This is a genomic window from Streptomyces sp. 1-11, assembly GCF_007176755.1.
In the GTDB taxonomy this organism is placed as follows: Bacteria; Actinomycetota; Actinomycetes; order Streptomycetales; family Streptomycetaceae; genus Streptomyces.
Window position 1 is genome coordinate 32,501 of the sequence record NZ_BJTV01000015.1, and the last position, 20,066, is coordinate 52,566.

A 20,066-nucleotide genomic window follows, 5' to 3' on the forward strand; every position below is an offset into this window, starting at 1 on the left:
CCGCGGGGCGGGAGCGTCGTCACCGGCCTCCCCGGGCGTGCCGGGCGAGGTGCCTCAGGGCCTCGGCGAACTCCTCGGCCACCCGGCGCACGGTCGCCGTGTCGTAGACGCCGGGCCGGTGGTGCCAGGTGAAGGCGAGCCGGCCGTGCTGCACCGCGCCCACCACCTCCACCGGGTGCGAGCCGGGGTCCCGGGGGTCGTGGTCCTGCCCGAAGGAGCCGTGCTCGGCGCGGATCAGGCCGCCCTCCGCGGTCTCGGGGCGCGCGTCCCACTGGCCGAGGTAGTTGAACACCACCTGGCTGTGGGCGTGCGAGCCGAGGCGTCCGCGGACCCCGGGGGCGCCGAAGGTGCGCAGGGCCCCGTAGCCGATGCCGTTGCCGGGTACGGCGCGGAGCTGGCGGCGCACCGACTTCACCAGGGAGCGCCAGTCGCGGTCCGCTCCCGGCGTGCCGGGGTCGGGCACCTGGAGGGCGACGGGGTAGACGGTGGTGAACCAGCCGACGGTGCGCGAGAGGTCGACGCCGTCGAGCAGGTCCTCCCGGCCGTGGCCCTCCAGGTCCACGCGGACCCGGTCGTGGCCCGTCCAGCGGGCGAGGGCCAGGGCGAGGGCGGCGAGCAGCACGTCGTTGACCCGGGTGCGGTAGGCGGTGGGCGCGGCGCGCAGCAGGGCCGCGGTGTCGTCCTCGTCGAGTTCCACGTCGACCGTGGCGGCCGGTCCGGCCGCGGGCGCCGGGTCCGGGTCGGGGTCCACCGCGGCCGGCTCGGTGCCCACGGCCTGCTCCCAGTGGGGCAGTTCGTGGTCGAGGCCGCCCTCGGCGACGTGGGCGGCCAGGCGCCGGGACCACTCGCGGAAGCTGGTGCCGCGCTCCCCCAGGGCGACCGGGCCGCCCTGGACCGCCTGCCGGTAGGCGGTCTCCAGGTCGTCGCGCAGGATGCGCCAGGAGACCGCGTCCACCACCAGGTGGTGGACGACCAGGAGGAGGAAGACGGGCCGGTCCGGTCCACCGGTGAACAGCGCCACGCGCAGTTGCGGGCCCTGAGCCAGGTCGAAGCTCGCGTGCAGCTCGTCGGCGGCCTTCGCCATGGCCGCGTCGGCGTCCTCGGCGGGCATCCCGGTGAGGTCGTACCGGACGAGTACGTCGTGTCCGCCGGCGGGCGGCGGGTTGAACTGCCGCCAGCCGTGCTCCTCCCGGGTGAACCGCATGCGCAGGGCGTCGTGGTGCTCCAGCAGGGCGTCGAGCGCGGTGCGCAGCGCCCGCTGGTCGGGGACGCCGTCGAGTTCCAGCAGCGCCGACTGGTTGAAGTGGTGGTGGGCGGCGCGCGGAGTGGTCAGGAACCACTCCTGGATCGGCGTGAGCGGCACCTCGCCGGTCACCGGGCCCTCGGCGGCGCGCTGGGGGGCGGCGCGGACGACGGTGGCCAGTTCGGCGACGGTCTGGTGGGTGAACAGGTCCCGGGTGGCCACGTGCAGGCCGTCACGGCGCAGTCGGGAGACGACCTGCATGCTCAGGATGGAGTCGCCGCCCAGCGCGAAGAAGTTGTCGTCGGCGCCGACCTCCTCGATGCCGAGCACGTCGGCCCAGACCCTGGCGATCCGGCGTTCGGTGTCGGTGCGCGGCGCGGTCCGCGGCCCGTCCGCGGCCTGGGCGGGCCCGGGCGCGGGCAGGGCCCGCCGGTCGGTCTTGCCGTTCGGGGTGAGCGGCAGCCGGGCCAGGGGGACGAAGACGGACGGCACCATGTGCGGGGGCAGCGCCCCGGCCAGGTGCAGCCGGAGTTCCCCGACGGGCAGGGCGGCGGGCGCCGCGCCGTCCGGGGCCCCGGCGCCGGAGGGTGCGGCGGCCGGTCCGGTCCCGGACGGCCCGCCGGGTACGCCCCCGGCGCCGGCCGGCTCCGCCGGTACGACGTAGGCGACGAGCCGGGCGGGCGCGCCGGTCGTCTCCCCCGCCCGCACGACGACCACGGCGTCCCGCACCAGGGGGCTGCGGCGCAGGGCGGCCTCGATCTCCCCGGGTTCGATGCGGAAGCCGCGCAGCTTGACCTGGTCGTCGGCGCGTCCGGCGAACCGGAGCCGGCCGTCGGCGGTCCAGCGGACCAGGTCACCGGTGCGGTACATCCGCTCCCCCGGCGCGCCGAACGGGTCGGGCAGGAACCGCTGGGCGGTCAGTCCCGGCCGGCCCAGGTAGCCCCGGGCGAGACCGGGCCCGGCGATGTACAGCTCGCCCGTCACCCCGGGCGGCACGGGGCGCAGGGCGGCGTCGAGCACATGGACCCGGGTGCCGCCGGAGGGGCGGCCGATGGGCGGGGCGCCGGCGCCGGGGGTCAGCGGGCCGGTCCAGGTGGCGACCACGGTGGCCTCGGTGGGGCCGTAGGAGTTGATCATCCGGCGGCCGGGGGCCCAGGTGTCCACCAGGTCGGCCGGGCATGCCTCGGCGCCCACGATCAGGGTGCGCAGGTGGGGCAGGGCGGCGGCGGTCTCCGGCGCCACGGTGGCCAGCGCCGCGGGCGGGATCAGCGTGTGGCTGACGCGCCGTTCGCTGAGCACCTCCGCCAGCCGCTCCCCGACCAGCGGTCCCTCCTCGCCCGTCACCAGCGCGGCCCCGCTGAGCAGGGAGACGCACAGCTCCAGCACGGAGGCGTCGAAGCTCGGGGAGGCGAACTGCAGCACCCGGTCGCCGGGGCCCGCCGCGTACCGTTCGGCGGCCGCCGCGGCGAAGGAGGCCAGGCCCCGGTGGGTGACGACGACGCCCTTGGGGGTGCCGGTGGAGCCGGAGGTGTAGATGACGTAGGCGGGGTGGGCGGGGGTGAGCGCGGTGGTGCGGTCGGCGTCCGTGGGCGCCGTCCCAGGCCCGTCGGCGGACCACACCTCGGCCGGGTCGCCCAGGACGAGGTGGGCGCCCGCGTCCCGGATCATGAACTCCCGCCGCTGCTCGGGGTAGTCGGGGTCGACGGGCAGGAACGCGCCGCCGGCCTTGGCCACGGCGAGCTGCGCCACGACGCTCGCCGCCGAGCGGGGCAGTGCGAGGGCGACGACCCGCTCCGGTCCGACGCCGTCCCGCACGAGCCGGTGGGCGAGCCGGTTGGCGGCCCGGTCGACCTCGGCGTAGGTCAGCTCGCGGTCTTCGTCGATCAGCGCCACGGCGTTCGGGGTGCGGGCCGCCTGCCGTTCGAAGAGCGCGGGCAGGGTGCTCTCGGGCACCGGCCGGAAGGTCCCGCGGCCCTGCGCCAGCAGGGTCTTCACCTCGTCGTCCGAGGCCAGCGGCAGCGCCCCGAGCGCACGGCCCGGGTCCTCGGCCACGGCGCGCAGCAGGGCGCCGAGCTGTCCGGCCATCCGCTCGGCCGTGGCCGCGTCGAACAGGTCGGTGTTGTAGGTCAGCAGGCCGTGCAGGGCTCCGGAGCCGCTCTCGGCGAACTCCAGGGTGAGGTCGAACGCGGCGTGCTCCGACTCCGGTTCGACGTCGGTGACGTCGAGGCCCGGCAGGTCGAGGGCGGCGGCCGGGGTGTTCTGGAGGACGACCATCACCTGGAACAGCGGGCTGCGGCTGGTGTCGCGGACGGGCTGCACCTCGTCCACGACCTGTTCGAACGGCACGTCCTGGTGGGCGAAGGCGTCGAGGACGGTCCGCCGCACGTCGTCGAGGAACCCGGTGAAGGGCCGTTCGGGCTCGGCCCGCGAGCGCAGCACCAGGGTGTTGACGAAGAACCCGACGAGGGACTGGATCTCGGGCCGGTCGCGGCCGGAGGTGACGGTGCCGACGGCGACGTCCTCGCTGCCGGAGAGCCGGGCGAGGTAGGCCTGCGCGGCGGCGACGAGGGTGGTGAACAGGGTGGTGCCGTGGTCCCGGGCGAGCCGGGTGAGCCGTCGTGCGGTCGGGGCGGGCACCAGCAGGCGGGTGGTGGCGCCGGCGCTGGTGCGCACCGGCGGCCGGGGCCGGTCGGTGGGCAGCTCCAGCGGCGCGATGTCGGCGAGTCGCTCCTTCCAGTGGGCGAGGTGCTCGCCGGCCTCGGCGTCGCCGGCGGTGCGCTGCCAGTGGGCGTAGTCGGCGTACTGCACCGGCAGCGGCGGCAACTGCGCTGTCTCTGCTCCGAGTTCGGCTCGGTAGAGGTGGGCGAGGTCGCCGAGCAGCACGGAGGTGGACCAGCCGTCGGTGACGATGTGGTGCAGCGCGAGGGTCAGTACGTGGTCCTGCCCGGTGAGCCGGACCAGGCCGGCCCGCAGCAGCGGGCCCTCGCGCAGGTCGAAGGGGCGGGCGCGCTCCTCGGCGAGCAGGCGGCGCAGCGCCGCCTCCCGTTCGGCGTCGGCGAGTGCGGACACATCGTGCACGGGCAGCGGCACCTCGCACGGCGGGTGGACGCGCTGGACGCCGTGCCCGTCGACGCTGTCGAAGGTGGTGCGCAGCGACTCGTGCCGGGCCACCACGCCGGCGAGGGCGGCGCGGAGCGCGCCGGTGTCCAGGGTGCCGCGCAGCCGCAGCGCGAGCGCGGTGACGTACTCGGCGTTGCCGGGTTCGAACTCGTGCAGGAACCACAGGCGTTGCTGGGCGTGGGACATCGGCGCGACCGCGTCCCGGGGCACCGGGACGAGTGCCGGGCGGCCGGTGTCCGGCCGGTCGCCGAGCAGACGGGCCAGGGCGGCCGGCGTGGGGTGGGTGAACACCGCGCGCGGCGTGAGGTCGGCGCCGAAGGCCTCGGCGAGACGGGAGGCGAGCCGGATGCTGAGGATCGAGTCGCCGCCCAGCTGGAAGAAGTCGTCCTCGACGCCGGGCGGTTCGCTGCCCAGCACCTCGCCGAAGACGGCGGCGGTACGGCGTTCGGCCTCGGTGCGCGGTTCGACGCGGGTGCGGTCCGGCCCGGCGTCCGGTGCGGGCAGGGCGGCCCGGTCGACCTTGCCGTTCCGGCTGAGCGGGAGGGCGGTGAGCGGGACGACGGCGGCCGGTACGAGGTACTCGGGCAGGGTGCGGGCGGCGAACGCCCGCAGTTCCCCGGCGTCCTGCCCGGCCGGTCCGACGACGTAGGCCACGAGCCGCTTGGCGCCCCCGGGGCGGTCCTCGCGTGCCAGGACCGCCACGTCGACGACGCCCGGGTGGGCGGCGAGCGCGGCCTCGGCCTCGCCGGGCTCCACGCGGAAGCCGCGGATCTTCACCTGGTCGTCGGCGCGGCCGAGGAACTCGACGGTGCCGTCCGGGCGCCGCCGGGCCAGGTCGCCGGTGCGGTACATGCGGGTGCCGGGCGGGCCGAGCGGGTCGGCGAGGAAGCGGGCGGCGGTGTCGCCGGGGCGGCCGAGGTAGCCGCGGGCGACGCCCTCGCCGGCCAGGTAGAGCTCGCCCGGGCAGCCGGCCGGTACGGGCCGCAGCCGGGCGTCCAGCACGAGCGCCCGCATGTCGTCCAGCGGCCGGCCGATGGGGACCGTGTCCGGCACCGCCGCCGGGTCGGCGAGGGCGCAGGAGGTGGCGAAGGTGGTGGTCTCGGTGGGGCCGTAGCCGTCGACGACGGTCAGGCCGGGGCAGGCGGCCAGCACCCGGCGCACGGCCGCCGCCGGTACGACGTCGCCGCCGGTCCACACCTGCGCGAGGCCGCTGAAGCAGTCGGGGGCGTCCTGGGCGAGCAGCCGGAACAGGCCGGCGGTCAGCCACACCGCGGTCAGTCCGCCGTCGGCGGCCAGCCGGCGCAGCAGGGCCGCGTCGACGCCGTCGCCCGGGGCCACGACGACGCGGCCGCCGTTGAGGAGCGGCGCCCACACCTCGAAGGTGGCGGCGTCGAAGGCCACCGCGGAGTGCAGCAGCACCCGGTCGCACACACCGTCGGCGAACCGGCTGTCGGTGGCGAGCGCCGCCACGTCACGGTGCCGCACCGCGACGGCCTTGGGCAGGCCGGTGGATCCGGAGGTGAACATGACGTACGCCAGCCGGTCCGGCTCGGCGTCCGGCATCGGCGCCGCGAGGTGCCCGGCGGGGTGTGCGGGGGGTGTCCCCTCTCCCGTGACCCCTTCGCGTGCGGCCGTCACGTCCCCGGCGGTGAGGCGGACGGTCGCGCCCGCACGGTCGAGCAGGGTGCGCCGGCGTTCTTCCGGGGCGCGGCCGTCGACGGGGACGTAGGCGCCGCCGGCCAGGAGCACCGCGAGCTGGGCGACGACCAGTTCGGCGCAGCGGTCCATGAGAAGCGCCACCCGGTCCTCGGGGGCCAGCCCGCCGGCGAGCAGCCGTGCCGCCAGTGCGTGGGCCCACTCGTCGAGCTGACGGTACGTCAGCAGCCGGTCGCCGTCCTGGACGGCGACCGCGTCGGGCGTGCGGCGGGCCTGCTCGGCGAACAGGCGCACCGGGCTGCTCGGGGCGGACCTGCGGGCGGTGGTGTTCCAGGCGGCCAGCAGCTCGCGGTCGGTGGCGGTGAGCAGGTCCAGGTCGGCCAGGTCGGTGTCGAAGCCGTCGGCGAGGGCGGTGAGCAGGCCGGCGAACCGGTCCGCGGCGCGCTCGGCGGTGGCGTGGTCGAACAGGGCGGGGTCGTAGGCGAGGTCGAAGCCGAGCCGTTCCGCCAGGTGGGCGCGGAGGCACCAGGGGAAGGTGGTGGCGTCGTCGGCGCGCACCTCCTCGACCCGGACGCCGGTGCGGGCCGTCGCCGACTCGTCGACCGGGTAGTTCTCGAACACCACCATGCTGTCGAACAGCGGCTCGCCGCTGGGGACTTCGGTGACGGCCTGGATACGGGGCAGGGCGAGGAAGTCGAAGCGGCGGGCGTCGCTCTGCCGCTCCTGGAGGTCCCGCAGCCACGGCAGCACCGGCCCGGCGGGGGTGCGGACCCGGGTCGGCACGGTGTTGATGAACATGCCGATCATGCCTTCGACACCGGGCAGTTCGGCCGGGCGGCCGGAGACGGTGGTGCCGAACACCACGTCGTCGCGCCCGCTGGAGCGAGCCAGCAGCAGCGCCCAGGCGCCCTCCACCACGGTGTTGACGGTCACTCCGGCACGGGCGGCGGTCTCCCGCAGCCGGCTGGAGACCTCGGGCGCCAGCTCGTGGTGGACGGCCGCGGCGGAGCGGGCGCGGTGCGCCTCGGCGGGCGTGCGGTCGTACGGCAGCGGGGTGCGGGCGGTGAATCCGGCGAGGGCGTCGGCCCAGTGCCGTTCGGCCGCCGTCTCGTCCTGCTCGCGCAGCCAGCGCAGGAAGTCCGCGAAGGGCCGCCGCACCGGGGGCGCCGGGTCCGGGCCGCCGGTGAGCGCCGCGTAGCGTTCGCAGACCTCGGTGAGCAGCTGCCCGGTGCTCCAGCCGTCGAGGACGATGTGGTGGGTGGACCACACGAGCAGCACCTCGTCGCCGGGCAGCGCGGCCAGGGTGAGCCGGGTGAGTGGCGCGGTGGTGAGGTCCATGCCGGCCGCGCGGTCGTCGGCGAGCAGCCGCTCGGTGGCCTCTGCGCGCTCGGCGGCGGTGTGCGCACGCCAGTCGAGGTGGGTGACGGGGAGTGCGGCGCTGCGGTGGAGCACCTGGACGGGGTGCGGCAGGCGGTGCCAGTGCACGCTGGTGCGCAGCGCCGGGGTGCGGTCGGCGACCTGCTGCCAGGCGGCGGCGAAGGCGCGGGGGTCGCCGATGCCGGACAGCCGCACCGCCGTGCGGTCGAAGTAGGCGTGCTCGGTGTCCACGAGGCCGTGGAAGAGCATGCCGGACTGGAGCGGGGTCAGCGGCAGGACGTCCGCCACGTGCCGGCCGGTGCCGACGAGCCGGTCCAGCTCGTCCTGGCCGAGTCCGGCGAGCGGGAAGTCGGAGGGGGTGCGGCCGCCCGCCCCGGCCGTGGCGCAGTGCTCCACGATCTCCCGCAGGGCCGCGAGGGTGTCCTCGGCGAGCCGGCGCACGGTGGCCTGGTCGTGGACGGCCGGCGGGTAGGTCCAGCCGAGTTCGAGGCGGCCGTGCTGGACCACGCCGGTGATGTCCAGGACGTAGGGACGGGGCTCGTCCGGGTCGGTGTCCCGGCCGGCCGGGGGCAGCGCGCCCCGGAGCAGGCCGTCGGCGCCGCCGCCGGCCGTGTCCCACTGGCCGTGGTAGTTGAAGCCGACCTGTGGGGCCGGGGCCGCGGCGAGCGGGCTGCCGGGCAGGAGGTGGCGCAGGGCGCCGTGGCTCAGGCCGTGCAGCGGCACCGCGCGCAGCTGCTCCTTGACCGAGCGGAGGGTGTCGTGCCAGCCGGCGTCGCGGGCGACGCGCAGCGCGAGCGGGAACTCGGCGGTGAACCAGCCCACGGTCCGGGACAGGTCCACGTCCGCGAACAGTTCCTCCCGGCCGTGGCCCTCGACGCCCAGCAGGACGGTGTCCCGTCCGCACCAGCGGGCCAGGGTGCGGCCGAGGGCGCTGAGCAGGACGTCGTTGACCTGGGTGCGGTAGGTCTCGGGGACCTTGCGCAGCAGGGCGTCGGTCGTCTCCGCGTCCAGGGTGACGGTGAGGGTGTCCGCGGTGCCGTGGGTGTTCGGGCCGGGCCGTCCGGCGGGCAGTGCGGCCGGGGCCGCCGCGGTGCTCGTCCAGTACGGCAGGTCGGCGTCGAGGGCGCCGGAGCGGGTGTGCCGGTCGAGCCGGGCGGCCCAGCGGTTGTACGAGGCGCCGGTAGGGGGCAGTTCGACGGGCCGGCCGGCCGCGGCCGCGCGGTGGGCGCTCTCCAGGTCCGCGAGCAGGATGCGCCAGGAGACGCCGTCGATGACCAAGTGGTGAGCGGTGACGACCAGTTGTCCCGGACGGTCCGGGCCGCGGTCGAAGAACAGGACGCGGACGACGCGTCCGGTCGTGGGGTCGAGGGCGGCCTGCGCCTCGTCCGTGAGCCGCTGGACCTCGGACTCCAGCGCCGTGCCGTCCGGCGCGGTCACGTCGTGCCGGGTGAAGACGGCGTCCGGCGGCTGCGGCAGGACTTCCTGGCGCCAGCCGCCGGCCGTGCGGTGGAACCGGGTGCGCAGGGCGGCGTGGTGGCGCACGAGGGCGTCGGTGGCGGCCCGGAGCGCGGGTCCGCCGGTGCCCGGGGCGAGTTCCAGGCGCTGGGTCATGGTGAACCGCAGCGGCCGGCCGGGCTCGCGACCGTCCAGGTACCAGTGCTGGATCGGGGTGAGCGGCGCCTCGCCCGGCTCCTCCTCCGTGTCCCGGGCGGGAGCCGACTCCGTGACGCACAACGCGAGTTCGGCGACGCTCTGGTGGCGGAAGACGTCCTTGGTGGTGAGGGCGAGTCCGGCCTGCCGGGCGCGGGAGACGATCTGGATGCTGAGGATGGAGTCGCCGCCGAGCGCGAAGAAGTTGTCGCGGGCGCCGACCCGCTCGACTCCGAGCACCTCCGCCCAGATCGCGGCCAGGCGCTCCTCGGTGCCGGGCCGGGGGGCGACGTAGGGGGTGGAGCTGTCAGGCTGCGCCGGCGGGGCGGGCAGGGCGCGCCGGTCGGTCTTGCCGCTGGTGGTGCGGGGGATGCGGTCGAGCGGGACGAACGCGGCGGGCACCATGTGGTCGGGCAGGGTGCGGCGCAGTGCGAGGCGCAGGCTGTCGGCGGACGGGACGCGGCCGGCCACGGGCACCACGTAGCCGACGAGCATGAGGCGGCCGGCGTGTTCGCGGGCGGCGACGGCCGCGTCGGCGACGTCGGGGTGGTCCAGGAGGGCGGCCTCCACCTCGCCGGGCTCGATGCGGAACCCGCGGATCTTGACCTGCTCGTCCACCCGGCCGAGGAACTCCAGCAGTCCGTCCCGGTCCCAGCGGGCCCGGTCGCCGGTGCGGTACATCCGCTCCCCGGGCGGCCCGAACGGGTCGGGGACGAAGCGGGTGGCGGTGAGGCCGGGGCGGTTCAGGTAGCCGCGGGCCACCTGGGCGCCGGCCAGGTACAACTCGCCGGGTGTCCCGGGCGGTACCGGGCGCAGGGCGCCGTCGAGGACGTAGGCGCGCAGGTTGCCGCCGGGGCGGCCGATGACCGGGCGGTCGGGCCGGTCGGCGCAGCGGCCGTAGACGGCGTCGACGGTGGTCTCGGTGGGGCCGTACATGTTGTAGACCGCGACGCCCAGTTCCGTCTCGGCGCGCAGGAGTTCGCGCCAGCCGGCCGGGGTGACGGCCTCGCCGCCGACGAGCAGCAGGCCCGGGTGGTGGCGGCCGGGCGCGAGCAGGCCGGCGGCGGTCAGTTCGCGCAGGAAGGACGGGGTGACGTTGACCAGGTCGAGGCGGTCACCGGCGACCCGCGCGCAGAACGCCTCCGGGTCCAGGCGGGTGTCCTCGTCGATCAGGTGGACCTCGTGGCCGAGGGCGAGGAGCAGCGGTCCTTCCCAGGAGGTGTCGAAGGAGAAGGAGGCGCTGAGCGCGGCCCGCAGCCGCCGTCCGCCGGCGGTGTGCGGGGCGAGCAGGCCGGCCCGGTGGTCGTGGCAGAGGTTGACGAGCTGCCGGTGTTCGACGGCGACGCCCTTGGGGCGGCCGGTGGAGCCGGAGGTGTAGACGATGTAGGCGGTGTGCCGCGGCAGCAGGGGCCGGACGCGGTCGGCGTCGGCCGGGTCGTGGGCCGGGAGCCGGTCCCAGGGCACCTCGGCGAGGTCGGTGAGCAGGGTGTGCGGCCGGGCGTCGGCGAGGAGGAACTCCTGCCGTTCGGCGGGCAGTCCGGGGTCGACGCAGAGCACGGTGGCGCCGGCCTTGAGGACGGCGAGCAGGGCCACGACCAGGTCCGAGGTGCGCGGGAGCCGTACGGCGACCACGTCCTCGGGGCCGGCGCCCCGGGCGATGAGGTGGTGGGCGAGCCGGTTGGCGCGGGTGTTCAGCGCGGCGAAGTCCAGGGTGGTGTCGCCGGCGGCCAGGGCGGTGTGGCCCGGGGTGCGGGCGGCCTGGGCCTCGAACAGGGCCGGGTAGGTGGTGTCGGGCTCGGGCAGCGGGACGCCCCGCCCGTGCCGCAGGACCTGGCTGCGCTCGTCGCCGGTCATCAGCGGCAGGCGGCCGACGGCCTGCCCGGGGTCCTCGGCGGCGGCCTCCAGCAGGGTGCGCAGCCGGGCGGCCAGCCGCACCGCGGTGTCGGCGTCGAACAGGCCGGTGTTGTACTCCAGGTATCCGGTGAGGCCGTCGTCGCCGTCCACGAAGTCGAAGGCCAGGTCGAAGGTGGCGCTGCGGACCGGCGGGGTGACCGGCTCCGCCGTCAGGCCGGGCAGCCGGGGCGGCTCGGCGCCGAGGTTGTGCAGGGCGACCATGACCTGGAACAGCGGGGTGCGGCTGGTGTCCCGCTCGGGCTGGAGAGCGTCCACCACCCGCTCGAAGGGCACCTCCTGGTGGGCGAAGGCCGCCAGGACGGTGGTGCGCACCTCGGCCAGCAGCTCCCGGAAGGACAGGTCTGGACGGATCCGGGCACGCAGCACCAGGGTGTTGACGAACATGCCGACCACGTCGTGCAGTTCGGGCCGCTCGCGGCCGGCGGTGACGGTGCCGACGGTGACGTCCTCCTGGCCGGCCCAGCGGGCGAGGAGGGTCTGGCAGGCCGCCACCAGCGCCATGTAGAGGGTCGCGTCGGCCTCCCGTGCCCGTTCGCGCAGCCGGTCGGTGAGCGCGGCGGGCAGGGTGAAGGTGACCAGGGCGCCGTCGCGGGTGCGGACGGCGGGGCGGGGCCGGTCGGTGGGCAGTTCCAGCGGGGTCACGCCGTCCAGGGCGCGGCGCCAGTGGGCGAGTTCGGCCTCGGCGTGCTCGGCGCGGGAGCGCTGCCAGGCGGCGAAGTCCCGGTAGCGGACGGGGAGCGTGGGCAGTTCGGGGGCGCGGTCCGACAGGGCGGCACCGTAGAGCTCGCCCAGGTCGCGGGCGAGTACGCCGGTGGACCAGCCGTCGGTGACGATGTGGTGCACGGCCAGCACGAGGACGTGCTCGTCGTCGCCGAGCCGCGCCAGGCGGGCCCGCAGCAGGGGCCCGGCGGCCAGGTCGAAGGGCGTGGCGGCCTCCCGGTCCAGCAGGCCGTCCAGGGCGGCGCCGTCCGGGAGGTCCGTGACCGGCAGTTCGACGGGCCGGGGCGGGTGGACGATCTGCCGGGCCTGGCCGTCGTGTTCGGCGAAGGTGGTGCGCAGCGCCTCGTGCCGGGCGACCAGGCCGTCCAGGGCGGTGCGCAGGGCGGCGGTGTCAAGGGGCCCGCGCAGCCGGAGCACGGACAGCGTCGTGTACTCGGTGCTGCCCGGTTCGAACTTGTCGAGGAACCACAGGCGTTGCTGCGCGTAGGACAGCGGCGCCGGGGCGTCGGGCGCGGCGGCCGGGATGACGCCGGCGGTGTCCTCGTCGCCGGGTTCGCCCAGGGCGGCGGCGAGTTCGGACAGCGTGGAGTGGGTGAACAGCAGCCGGGGCGATACGTCGGCGCCGAAGGCGGCGCGCAGCCGGGAGGTGACGCGGACGGCCAGGATGGAGTCGCCGCCGAGGGCGAAGAAGTCGTCTTCGGCGCCGACCTCGTCCGTGTCCAGCACGTCCGTCCAGGCGGCGGCGACCAGCCGTTCGGCGTGGGTGCGCGGCGGGGTCCGGGTGCCGTCGGCGGCGAAGCCGTCCGGGCCGGGCGCGGGCAGGGCGCGCCGGTCGAGCTTGCCGTTGACGGTGAGCGGCAGCGCGGCCATCGGCACGTAGGCGGCCGGCACCATGTGCGCGGGCAGCAGTCCCTGGAGGTGGGCGCGGAGTTCGGCGGCGGACGGGGGCTGTCCGTCGCCGGCGCCGACCACGTGGGCGACCAGCCGGCGGGTCCCGGCGGTGTCCTCGTACACGCCGACGGTGGCGGCGCCGACGCCCGAGTGGCTGTGCAGGGCGGCCTCGATCTCGCCGGGCTCGATGCGGTAGCCGCGGATCTTCACCTGCTGGTCGGCCCGGCCCAGGTACTCCAGCGTGCCGTCGGCCCGCCAGCGGGCCCGGTCCCCGGTGCGGTACATGCGGGTGCCCGGCCGGCCGAAGGGGTCGGCGGGGAAGCGGGCCGCGGTCAGGCCGGGCCGGTTCAGGTAGCCGCGCGCCAGCCCCTCGCCGGCGACGAACAGCTCTCCGACGGCGCCCGGCGGTACCGGCCGCAGGGTGTCGTCGAGGACGTAGAGCCGCAGGTCGGGGATGCCGGTGCCGATGGGGCTCGCGGTGTCGGGGCGGGCGGTGGAGCGGTCCAGCGCGGCGTGGGTGACGTGCACGGTGGTCTCGGTGATGCCGTACATGTTCACCAGGCGCGGCGCGGTGTCGGGGTGGCGGTCGTACCAGTCGGCGAGCCGGCCGGTGTCGAGGGCCTCGCCGCCGAAGATCACCGTGCGCAGCGCCAGCCGCTCCCCGACGTCGCGGAGCCGGGCGTCGGCGCGGATCAGCGGGTAGAAGGCGGACGGGGTCTGGTTGAGGACGGTGACCCGCTCGTCGGCGAGCAGGCGCAGGAAGTCCTCCGGGGAGCGGGCGGTGTCCTCGGGGACGATCACGAGCCGGCCGCCGTGCAGCAGCGGCCCCCACAGCTCCCACACCGAGAAGTCGAAGGCGTAGGAGTGGAACATGGTCCACACGTCGTCGGGCCCGAAGCCGAACCAGTGCCGGGTGCGGCCGAACAGGCGGATCACGTTGGCGTGCGGCACGACGACGCCCTTGGGGCGGCCGGTGGAGCCGGAGGTGTAGATGGCGTAGGCGGGGCTGTCGGGCAGCGCGCGTCCGGCCGGGCCGTCGGCCGGGCGGCGGGCCAGGTCGGCGCGCACCTCCGGGTCGTCGAGCAGCAGGCGGGGGACGTCCGGTCCGTGGTCGTCGGGCAGCGGGCGGGGGGCGTCCGGGCCGGCCGCCGTGTGCCGGGTGGTGACGAGCGCGACCGGCCCGGCGTCGGCGAGCAGGTGCCGGACGCGCTCCGCGGGCAGCGCCGGGTCGATGGGCAGGTAGGCCGCGCCGGTTCTCAGTACGGCGAGGACGGCCACCACCAGGTCGGTGGAGCGGGGCAGCGCCAGGGCCACGAACTTCTCGGGTCCGGCGCCGAGTTCGGCGAGCCGGTGGGCGAGGCGGCCCGCCCGGGCCGCCAGACCGGCGTAGTCCAGCCGCTCGTCGCCGCAGGTGACGGCGACGGCGTCGGGGGTGCGGGCGGCCTGGGCGGCGAAGAGGGCGTCCAGGGTGCCCTCGGGCCGGCCCTCCTCGGCGCCGTTCCAGTCGGCCAGCATCCGGCGCCGTTCCCCGGCGGTGGTCCAGGCCAGGTCGCGCACGGACCGGCCGGGGTCGTCGGCCAGCTCGGTGAGCAGCAGGCACAGCCGTCCGGCGAGGTCGCGCACGGTGGCCCCGTCGAACAGCTCGGGGTCGTAGGCGAGGTCGAAGCCGAACCGCTCGCCCTGGAAGGCCCTGAGCGCCAGTGGGTAGTTGGTGGCGTCCCGCGAGGAGACGTCCGTCAGGCGTATCCCGGTGGTGGCCGAACGCGCCTCGTCGAAGGGGTAGTTCTCGAAGGCCACCATGCTCTCGAAGAGCGCGCTGCCGGCGGGCACGTCGCTGAGCGAGGTCAGTTCGGCGAGGGACACCGCGGCGAACCGCCGTGCCTCGGCCTGTTCCTCCTGGAGTTCCCGCAGCCAGTCCACGGCGGTGCGGCCGGCGTCCACGCGCACCCTGGTGGGCAGGGTGTTGATGAACATGCCCACCATCGACTCCGCGCCGGGCAGGTCGTCGGGGCGTCCGGAGACGGTGGTGCCGAACAGCACGTCCCGCTCGGCGCTGTAGCGGGACAGCAGCAGCGCCCAGGCGCCCTGCACCACGGTGCCGAGGGTGAGCCCGGCCGTCCGGGCCGTGCGGGCCAGCCGGGCGGAGACCTCGTCGGACAGCGCGGCCGTGTGCACGCCGGCGGACCGGGTCTCGTGCCCCGGGCGCCGGAGGCGGTCGGCGGGCAGCGGGGTGGGCGTGGCGAACCCGTCGAGGACGGTCCGCCAGTGCGCGTGCGCGGCCGCCGTGTCCTGCCCGGCCAGCCAGCGGACGTAGTCGCCGAACGGCCGGCGCGCCGGGGGCCGGGAGGCGCGGCCGGCGGTGAGGGCCGCGTACTCATCGAACACCTCGGTGAGCACCTGGGCCAGGCTCCAGCCGTCCAGGATCAGATGGTGGGAGGTCCACAGCAGGAGCGTCCGGGCGTCGGGCAGCCGGACGAGGGTGAGCCGCATCAGCGGCGCGGTGCCGAGGTCGAGACCGCGGGCGAGGTCGTCGGCGCGCAGCGGCGCCAGCCGCTCGGCGCGTTCCGCCTCCCCCAGCTCCCGCCAGTCCAGCCGGGTGACCGGGACTTCGGCCCGCCGGTGCACCACCTGGAGCGGTACCGGCACGCCCTCCCACACCACCGAGGTGCGCAGGGCGGGGGTGCGGTCGGTCACCCGCTGCCAGGCCCGGGCCAGGGCGCCGGCGTCGCTCACCCCGTCCAGCAGCAGCGCGGCCTGGTCCACGTACACGTCGTCGGGGCCGCCGACCAGCCGGTGGAAGAGCATGCCCTCCTGGAGCGGGGTGAGCGGCAGCAGGTCCTCGACGTCCCGGCCGTCGCCCACCAGGCGGTCCACGCCGGCCTGGTCGAGGCGGGCCAGCGGGAAGTCGGAGGGGGTGCGGCCGCCCGCGCCGGGGCGGGCGCAGTGCCCGGCGATGGCGGCGAGCGCCCGCACCATGCCGTCGGCCAGGTCCCGGACGGTCCCCTCGCGGTGCACCTGGTCGCTGTAGTGCCAGGTGATCTCCAGCTCGCCGCCGGCCACCAGGGCGGACACGTCGAGCAGGTGGTCCAGCGGCGCGCCGGGGTCCATGTCCCGGCCGGGTACGTCGGCGACCGGCGCGAAGTCGCCCCCGGCGGGCGCCTCCCACTGGCCGTGGTAGGTGAAGCACACCTCGGGCAGCGGCCGTTCGGCGAGGGCGCGGGCCCCGGGGCCGGGCGAGCCGAGGTGGCCCAGCGCCTGGTAGCCCAGGCCGCGGCGGGGCACGGCCCGCAGCCGCTCCTTGACCGCCTTCAGGGTGGCGCCCCAGTCGTCCGGTCCGGCCGGGGCCAGGGTGACCGGGTACTGGGTGGTGAACCAGCCGACCGTGCGGGACAGATCGGCGCCCTCGGCCAGGTCCTCCTCCCGGCCGTGGCCCTCCAGGGCGACGGTCACCCGGTCGGCGCCCGTCCAGTCGGCCAGCACCCGGCCGAGCGCGCTCAGCAGCACGTCGTTGACCTGGGTGCGGTACACGCCCGGCACGCGGCGCAGCAGGGCCTCGGTGGTCTCCCGGTCCACCCGGGTGCGGACGGTGCGCACGGTACCGGCGAGCGGGGTGCCGGGCAGGTCGACGGGGAGCGGGGTGCGCGGCAGCGCGATTTCCCCGGTCCAGTGGGCGAGGTCGTCGTCCAGGTCGCCGGCCCGGACCCGGCCGGCCAGGGTGTGCGCCCAGTCGGCGAACGGGGTGTGCTCGGGTTCCAGCAGGGGTTCCTCGCCCGCCGCCGCCTGCCGGTAGGTCTGTTCCAGGTCGGCGAGCAGCACCCGCCAGGAGACGCTGTCGACCGCCAGGTGGTGGGCGGTGAGGAACAGCCGCGGGCGTTCCCCGCCGGTCAGCAGGGCGGCGCGCAGCAGCGCGCCGGCGCCCGGGTCCAGGGCGGCGCGGGCCGCCGCCGCGGCCTCTTCGGGCGGGGTCCCCGGGTCGTGGCGGGTCAGCAGTCCGGTGGCCGGGCCGGCGCCGGGGTGCTGCCGCCAGGCGCCGGCGTCACGGGTGAAGCGGGTGCGCAGGGCCGGGTGCCGGGCCGCCACGGCGCCCAGCGCCCGCTCCAGGGCCGGCTCGTCGAGGTCGTGCGGCAGGTCGAGCAGCATCGACATGCTGAAGTGCCGCAGCGGTCCGTGCGTGGCGAAGAACCACTCCTGGACGGGGGTGAGCGGGGCGGGTCCGTCCTCGTGCGGGCGCCGGCGCGGCGCGGGCACGGCGGCGCTGCGCCGGGACACGGCCGCGGCCAGGTCGGCGACCGTCTGGTGCCGGAAGACGTCCTGCGATCCGATGCCCAGGCCGGCCGCGCGGGCGCGGGAGACGGCCTGGATGCTGAGGATCGAGTCGCCGCCCAGCTCGAAGAAGTTGTCGGTGGCGCCCACCCGGCTTACTCCGAGCACCTCGGCCCAGATGCCGGCGAGGGTCTCCTCGTCGGGGGTGCGCGGGGCGACGAACTCCCGTTCCTCGGCGGTGTTCTCCGGGGCCGGCAGGGCGCGGCGGTCCAGCTTGCCGCTGGTGGTCAGCGGCAGCGCGTCCAGCGCGGTGAACGAGGACGGCACCAGGGCGTCGGGCAGCACCTGGCGCAGGGCCGCCCGCAGGTCGGCGGGGGCGGGCCGGGGCGCGCCGGGCGCCGGGACGACGTAGGCGGCGAGGCGGTTGTGGCCGTGCGGGTCGGGCACGGCGAGGACCGCGGCCGCGGCGACGCCGGGCACCGCGAGCAGCGCGGCCTCGACCTCGCCGGGTTCGATGCGGTGGCCGCGCACCTTGACCTGGTCGTCGGCGCGCCCGAGGTAGTCGAGGCGGCCGTCGGCGGTCCAGCGGGCCAGGTCGCCGGTGCGGTACATCCGCTCCCCCGGGCCGCCGAACGGGTCGGCCAGGAACCTGGCCGCGGTCAGGCCGGGCCGGCCGGCGTAGCCCCGGGCGAGCTGCGCGCCCGCGAGGTACAGCTCGCCGCCGACGCCGGGCGGCACCGGCTGGAGCCGGTCGTCCAGCACGTACGCCCGCACTCCGGGCAGCGGGCGGCCCACCAGGGGGCGGTCCCCGCCGTCGATGCGGCAGGACAGCGCGTCGACCGTGCACTCGGTGGGGCCGTAGAAGTTGTGGGCGGCCACGTCCGGGTGGGCGGCCAGCTCCCGCCAGAGCGCGGGCCCGACCGCCTCGCCGCCGAGCATGAGGACCCGGGGACGGTGCCGGGTGTCGGTGAGCAGCCCGGCGGGCAGCAGTTGCCGCAGGTAGGACGGGGTGACGTCGAGGAAGTCGATCCGGTGTGCGACGACGTACTCGACCAGCGCGGCCGGGTCCATCCGGGTGACCTCGTCGACCAGGTGCAGCGGATGGCCGTCGGCCAGCAGCAGCACGCCTTCGAGGGAGGTGTCGAAGGAGAAGGCGGCGGTGAGGGCGACCCGCAGCGGGCCGCCGCCGGCCTCGGCGACGAAGCCGGCCCGGTGGGCGGCCAGCAGGTGGGCCGCCGCGCGGTGGGACACGGCGACGCCCTTGGGGCGGCCGGTGGAGCCGGAGGTGTGGATGACGTACGCGGTGTGGTCCGGGTGCAGCGGAGCGCGCCGGTCGGCGTCGGTGGGGTCGGTGTCCGGGGCGGTGGCGGGCACGGCGCGCAGGGCCGCCTCGTCCAGCACCAGGGCGGGGCGGGCGTCGTCCAGCAGGAACCGGACGCGTTCCTCGGGCAGGGCGGGGTCCAGCGGGAGGTAGCCGGCGCCGGACTTCCAGACCGCGAGCAGGGCCACGATCATGTCCGCGGTGCGCGGCAGCCGGAGCGCGACCAGCTGTTCGGGGCCGGCGCCCTGGGCGATGAGGTGGTGGGCGAGCCGGTTGGCGCGCGCGTTGAGCGTGCCGTAGTCCAGCCGTTCGCCGCCCGCGACGAGGGCGAGCGCGTCCGGGGTCCGGGCCGCGCGGCGCTCGAACAGCTCGGGGTGGATGGTGTCGGACGCGGGCAGCGGGGCGGGGTTCCAGTCGTGGACGACCCGCCGGGTCTCCTCCTCGGACAGCAGGGGCAGGCCGCCCAGCGGGCGGTCGGGGGCGTCGCAGGCGCCTTCCAGCAGGCGCAGGAGCTGTCCGGCCAGCCGTTCGGCCGTGGCCGCGTCGAACAGGTCGGTGCGGTACTCCAGCAGGCCGGTCAGGCCGTCCCCGTCGGGTACGAACTCGATGCTCAGGTCGAAGGTGGCCGCCTGCCGGGGCACGGTGACCGGGGTGGTGGCGAGGCCGCGCGGGGCGGTGGCGGCGGGCGGGTCGGGGTGCAGCAGGACCATCACGTCGAACAGCGGGTTGCGGCCGGCCTCGCGGGGCGCGCCCACCGCCTCGACGATCCGCTCGAACGGCGTGTCGCCGTGGGCGAAGGCGTCGCCCACCGTCCGGGCCGCCGCCGCCAGCAGGTCGCGGAAGGATCCGGAGGCGTCCACCGGGGTGCGCAGGACGACGGTGTTGACGAAGAAGCCGACGGCCCGTTCCAGGTCGGTGCGGGACCGGCCCGGCGTCAGGGAGCCGACGGTGACGTCGTCCTGGCCGGACCACCGGGCCAGCAGCGCCTGGGCGGCGGCGACCAGGGCGGTGTGCAGGGTGGTGTGCCGCTCCCTGGCGAGTTCACGCAGCCGGCCGGTCACGCGGGCGGGCACGGCGAAGGCGTGGACGGCGCCCTCCCCCGCCTCCTCGCCGCGCCGCGGCCGGTCCAGGGGCAGCTCGGGAGCCACCGCCCCGGTCAGTCTCTCCTTCCAGTGGGCGAGTTCGCCCTCCAGGCGGGCCCCGGAGAGCCGGTCGCGCTGCCACACCGCGAAGTCCGGGTACTGCGTGGCGACCGGGGGCAGTCGCGGTTCGGCGCCGTGCGCGAGGGCGTCGTAGGCGGTGCACAGCTCGTCCAGGACGACGCCCATCGACCAGCCGTCGGTGACGATGTGGTGGGCCGTCAGCAGCAGGACGTGCGAGGCGGCGGACTCGCGCAGCAGCAGGGCGCGCAGCAGGGGCCCGTGCCGCAGGTCGAAGGGCCGGGAGTACTCCGCCAGCAGGTCCTTGTCCAGGTCGCCCGCGGCACGCACCGGCAGCGGCACCGGGCCCGCCGGGTGCACGTGCTGCACCGGGCGGCCGTCGGTCTCCTCGAAGGTGGTGCGCAGGGCCTCGTGCCGGGCCACGACGGCGGTCAGCGCCGCGGTCAGGGCCTCGTGGTCGCAGGCGCCGGTGAGACGGACCGCGACCGCGCTGTTGTAGCGGGCGTCGCCGGGCCGCAGCCGGTCGAGGAACCACAGGCGCTGCTGTGCGAACGACAGCGGCAGCGGGCGGTCCCGGTCGGCGCGCGGGATGCCGGGGCGGGCGGCCGGGGACGAGCCGCCGGCCCGGCCGGCGAGCCGGCGGCGCAGCGCCTCGCGCATCTCGTCGGGCAGGGCCTCGGCGCGGTCCCGGCGGGACGGGCGGCCGGGACGCGGGGAGCCGGAGGGGTTCGAAGGGGTCGAAGACGTCATG

1 protein-coding gene is annotated in these 20,066 nt (G+C 76.7%); it reads right to left on the bottom strand.

Annotated elements, in window-relative coordinates; translation table 11 throughout:
- Positions 1-19: 19 nt before the first annotated feature.
- Complete coding sequence (locus TNCT1_RS27520) at positions 20-20,065, bottom strand: non-ribosomal peptide synthase/polyketide synthase (protein ID WP_143637210.1); 20,046 nt, start codon at positions 20,063-20,065, stop codon at positions 20-22.
- Between the last annotated feature and the right edge of the window lies 1 nt (position 20,066).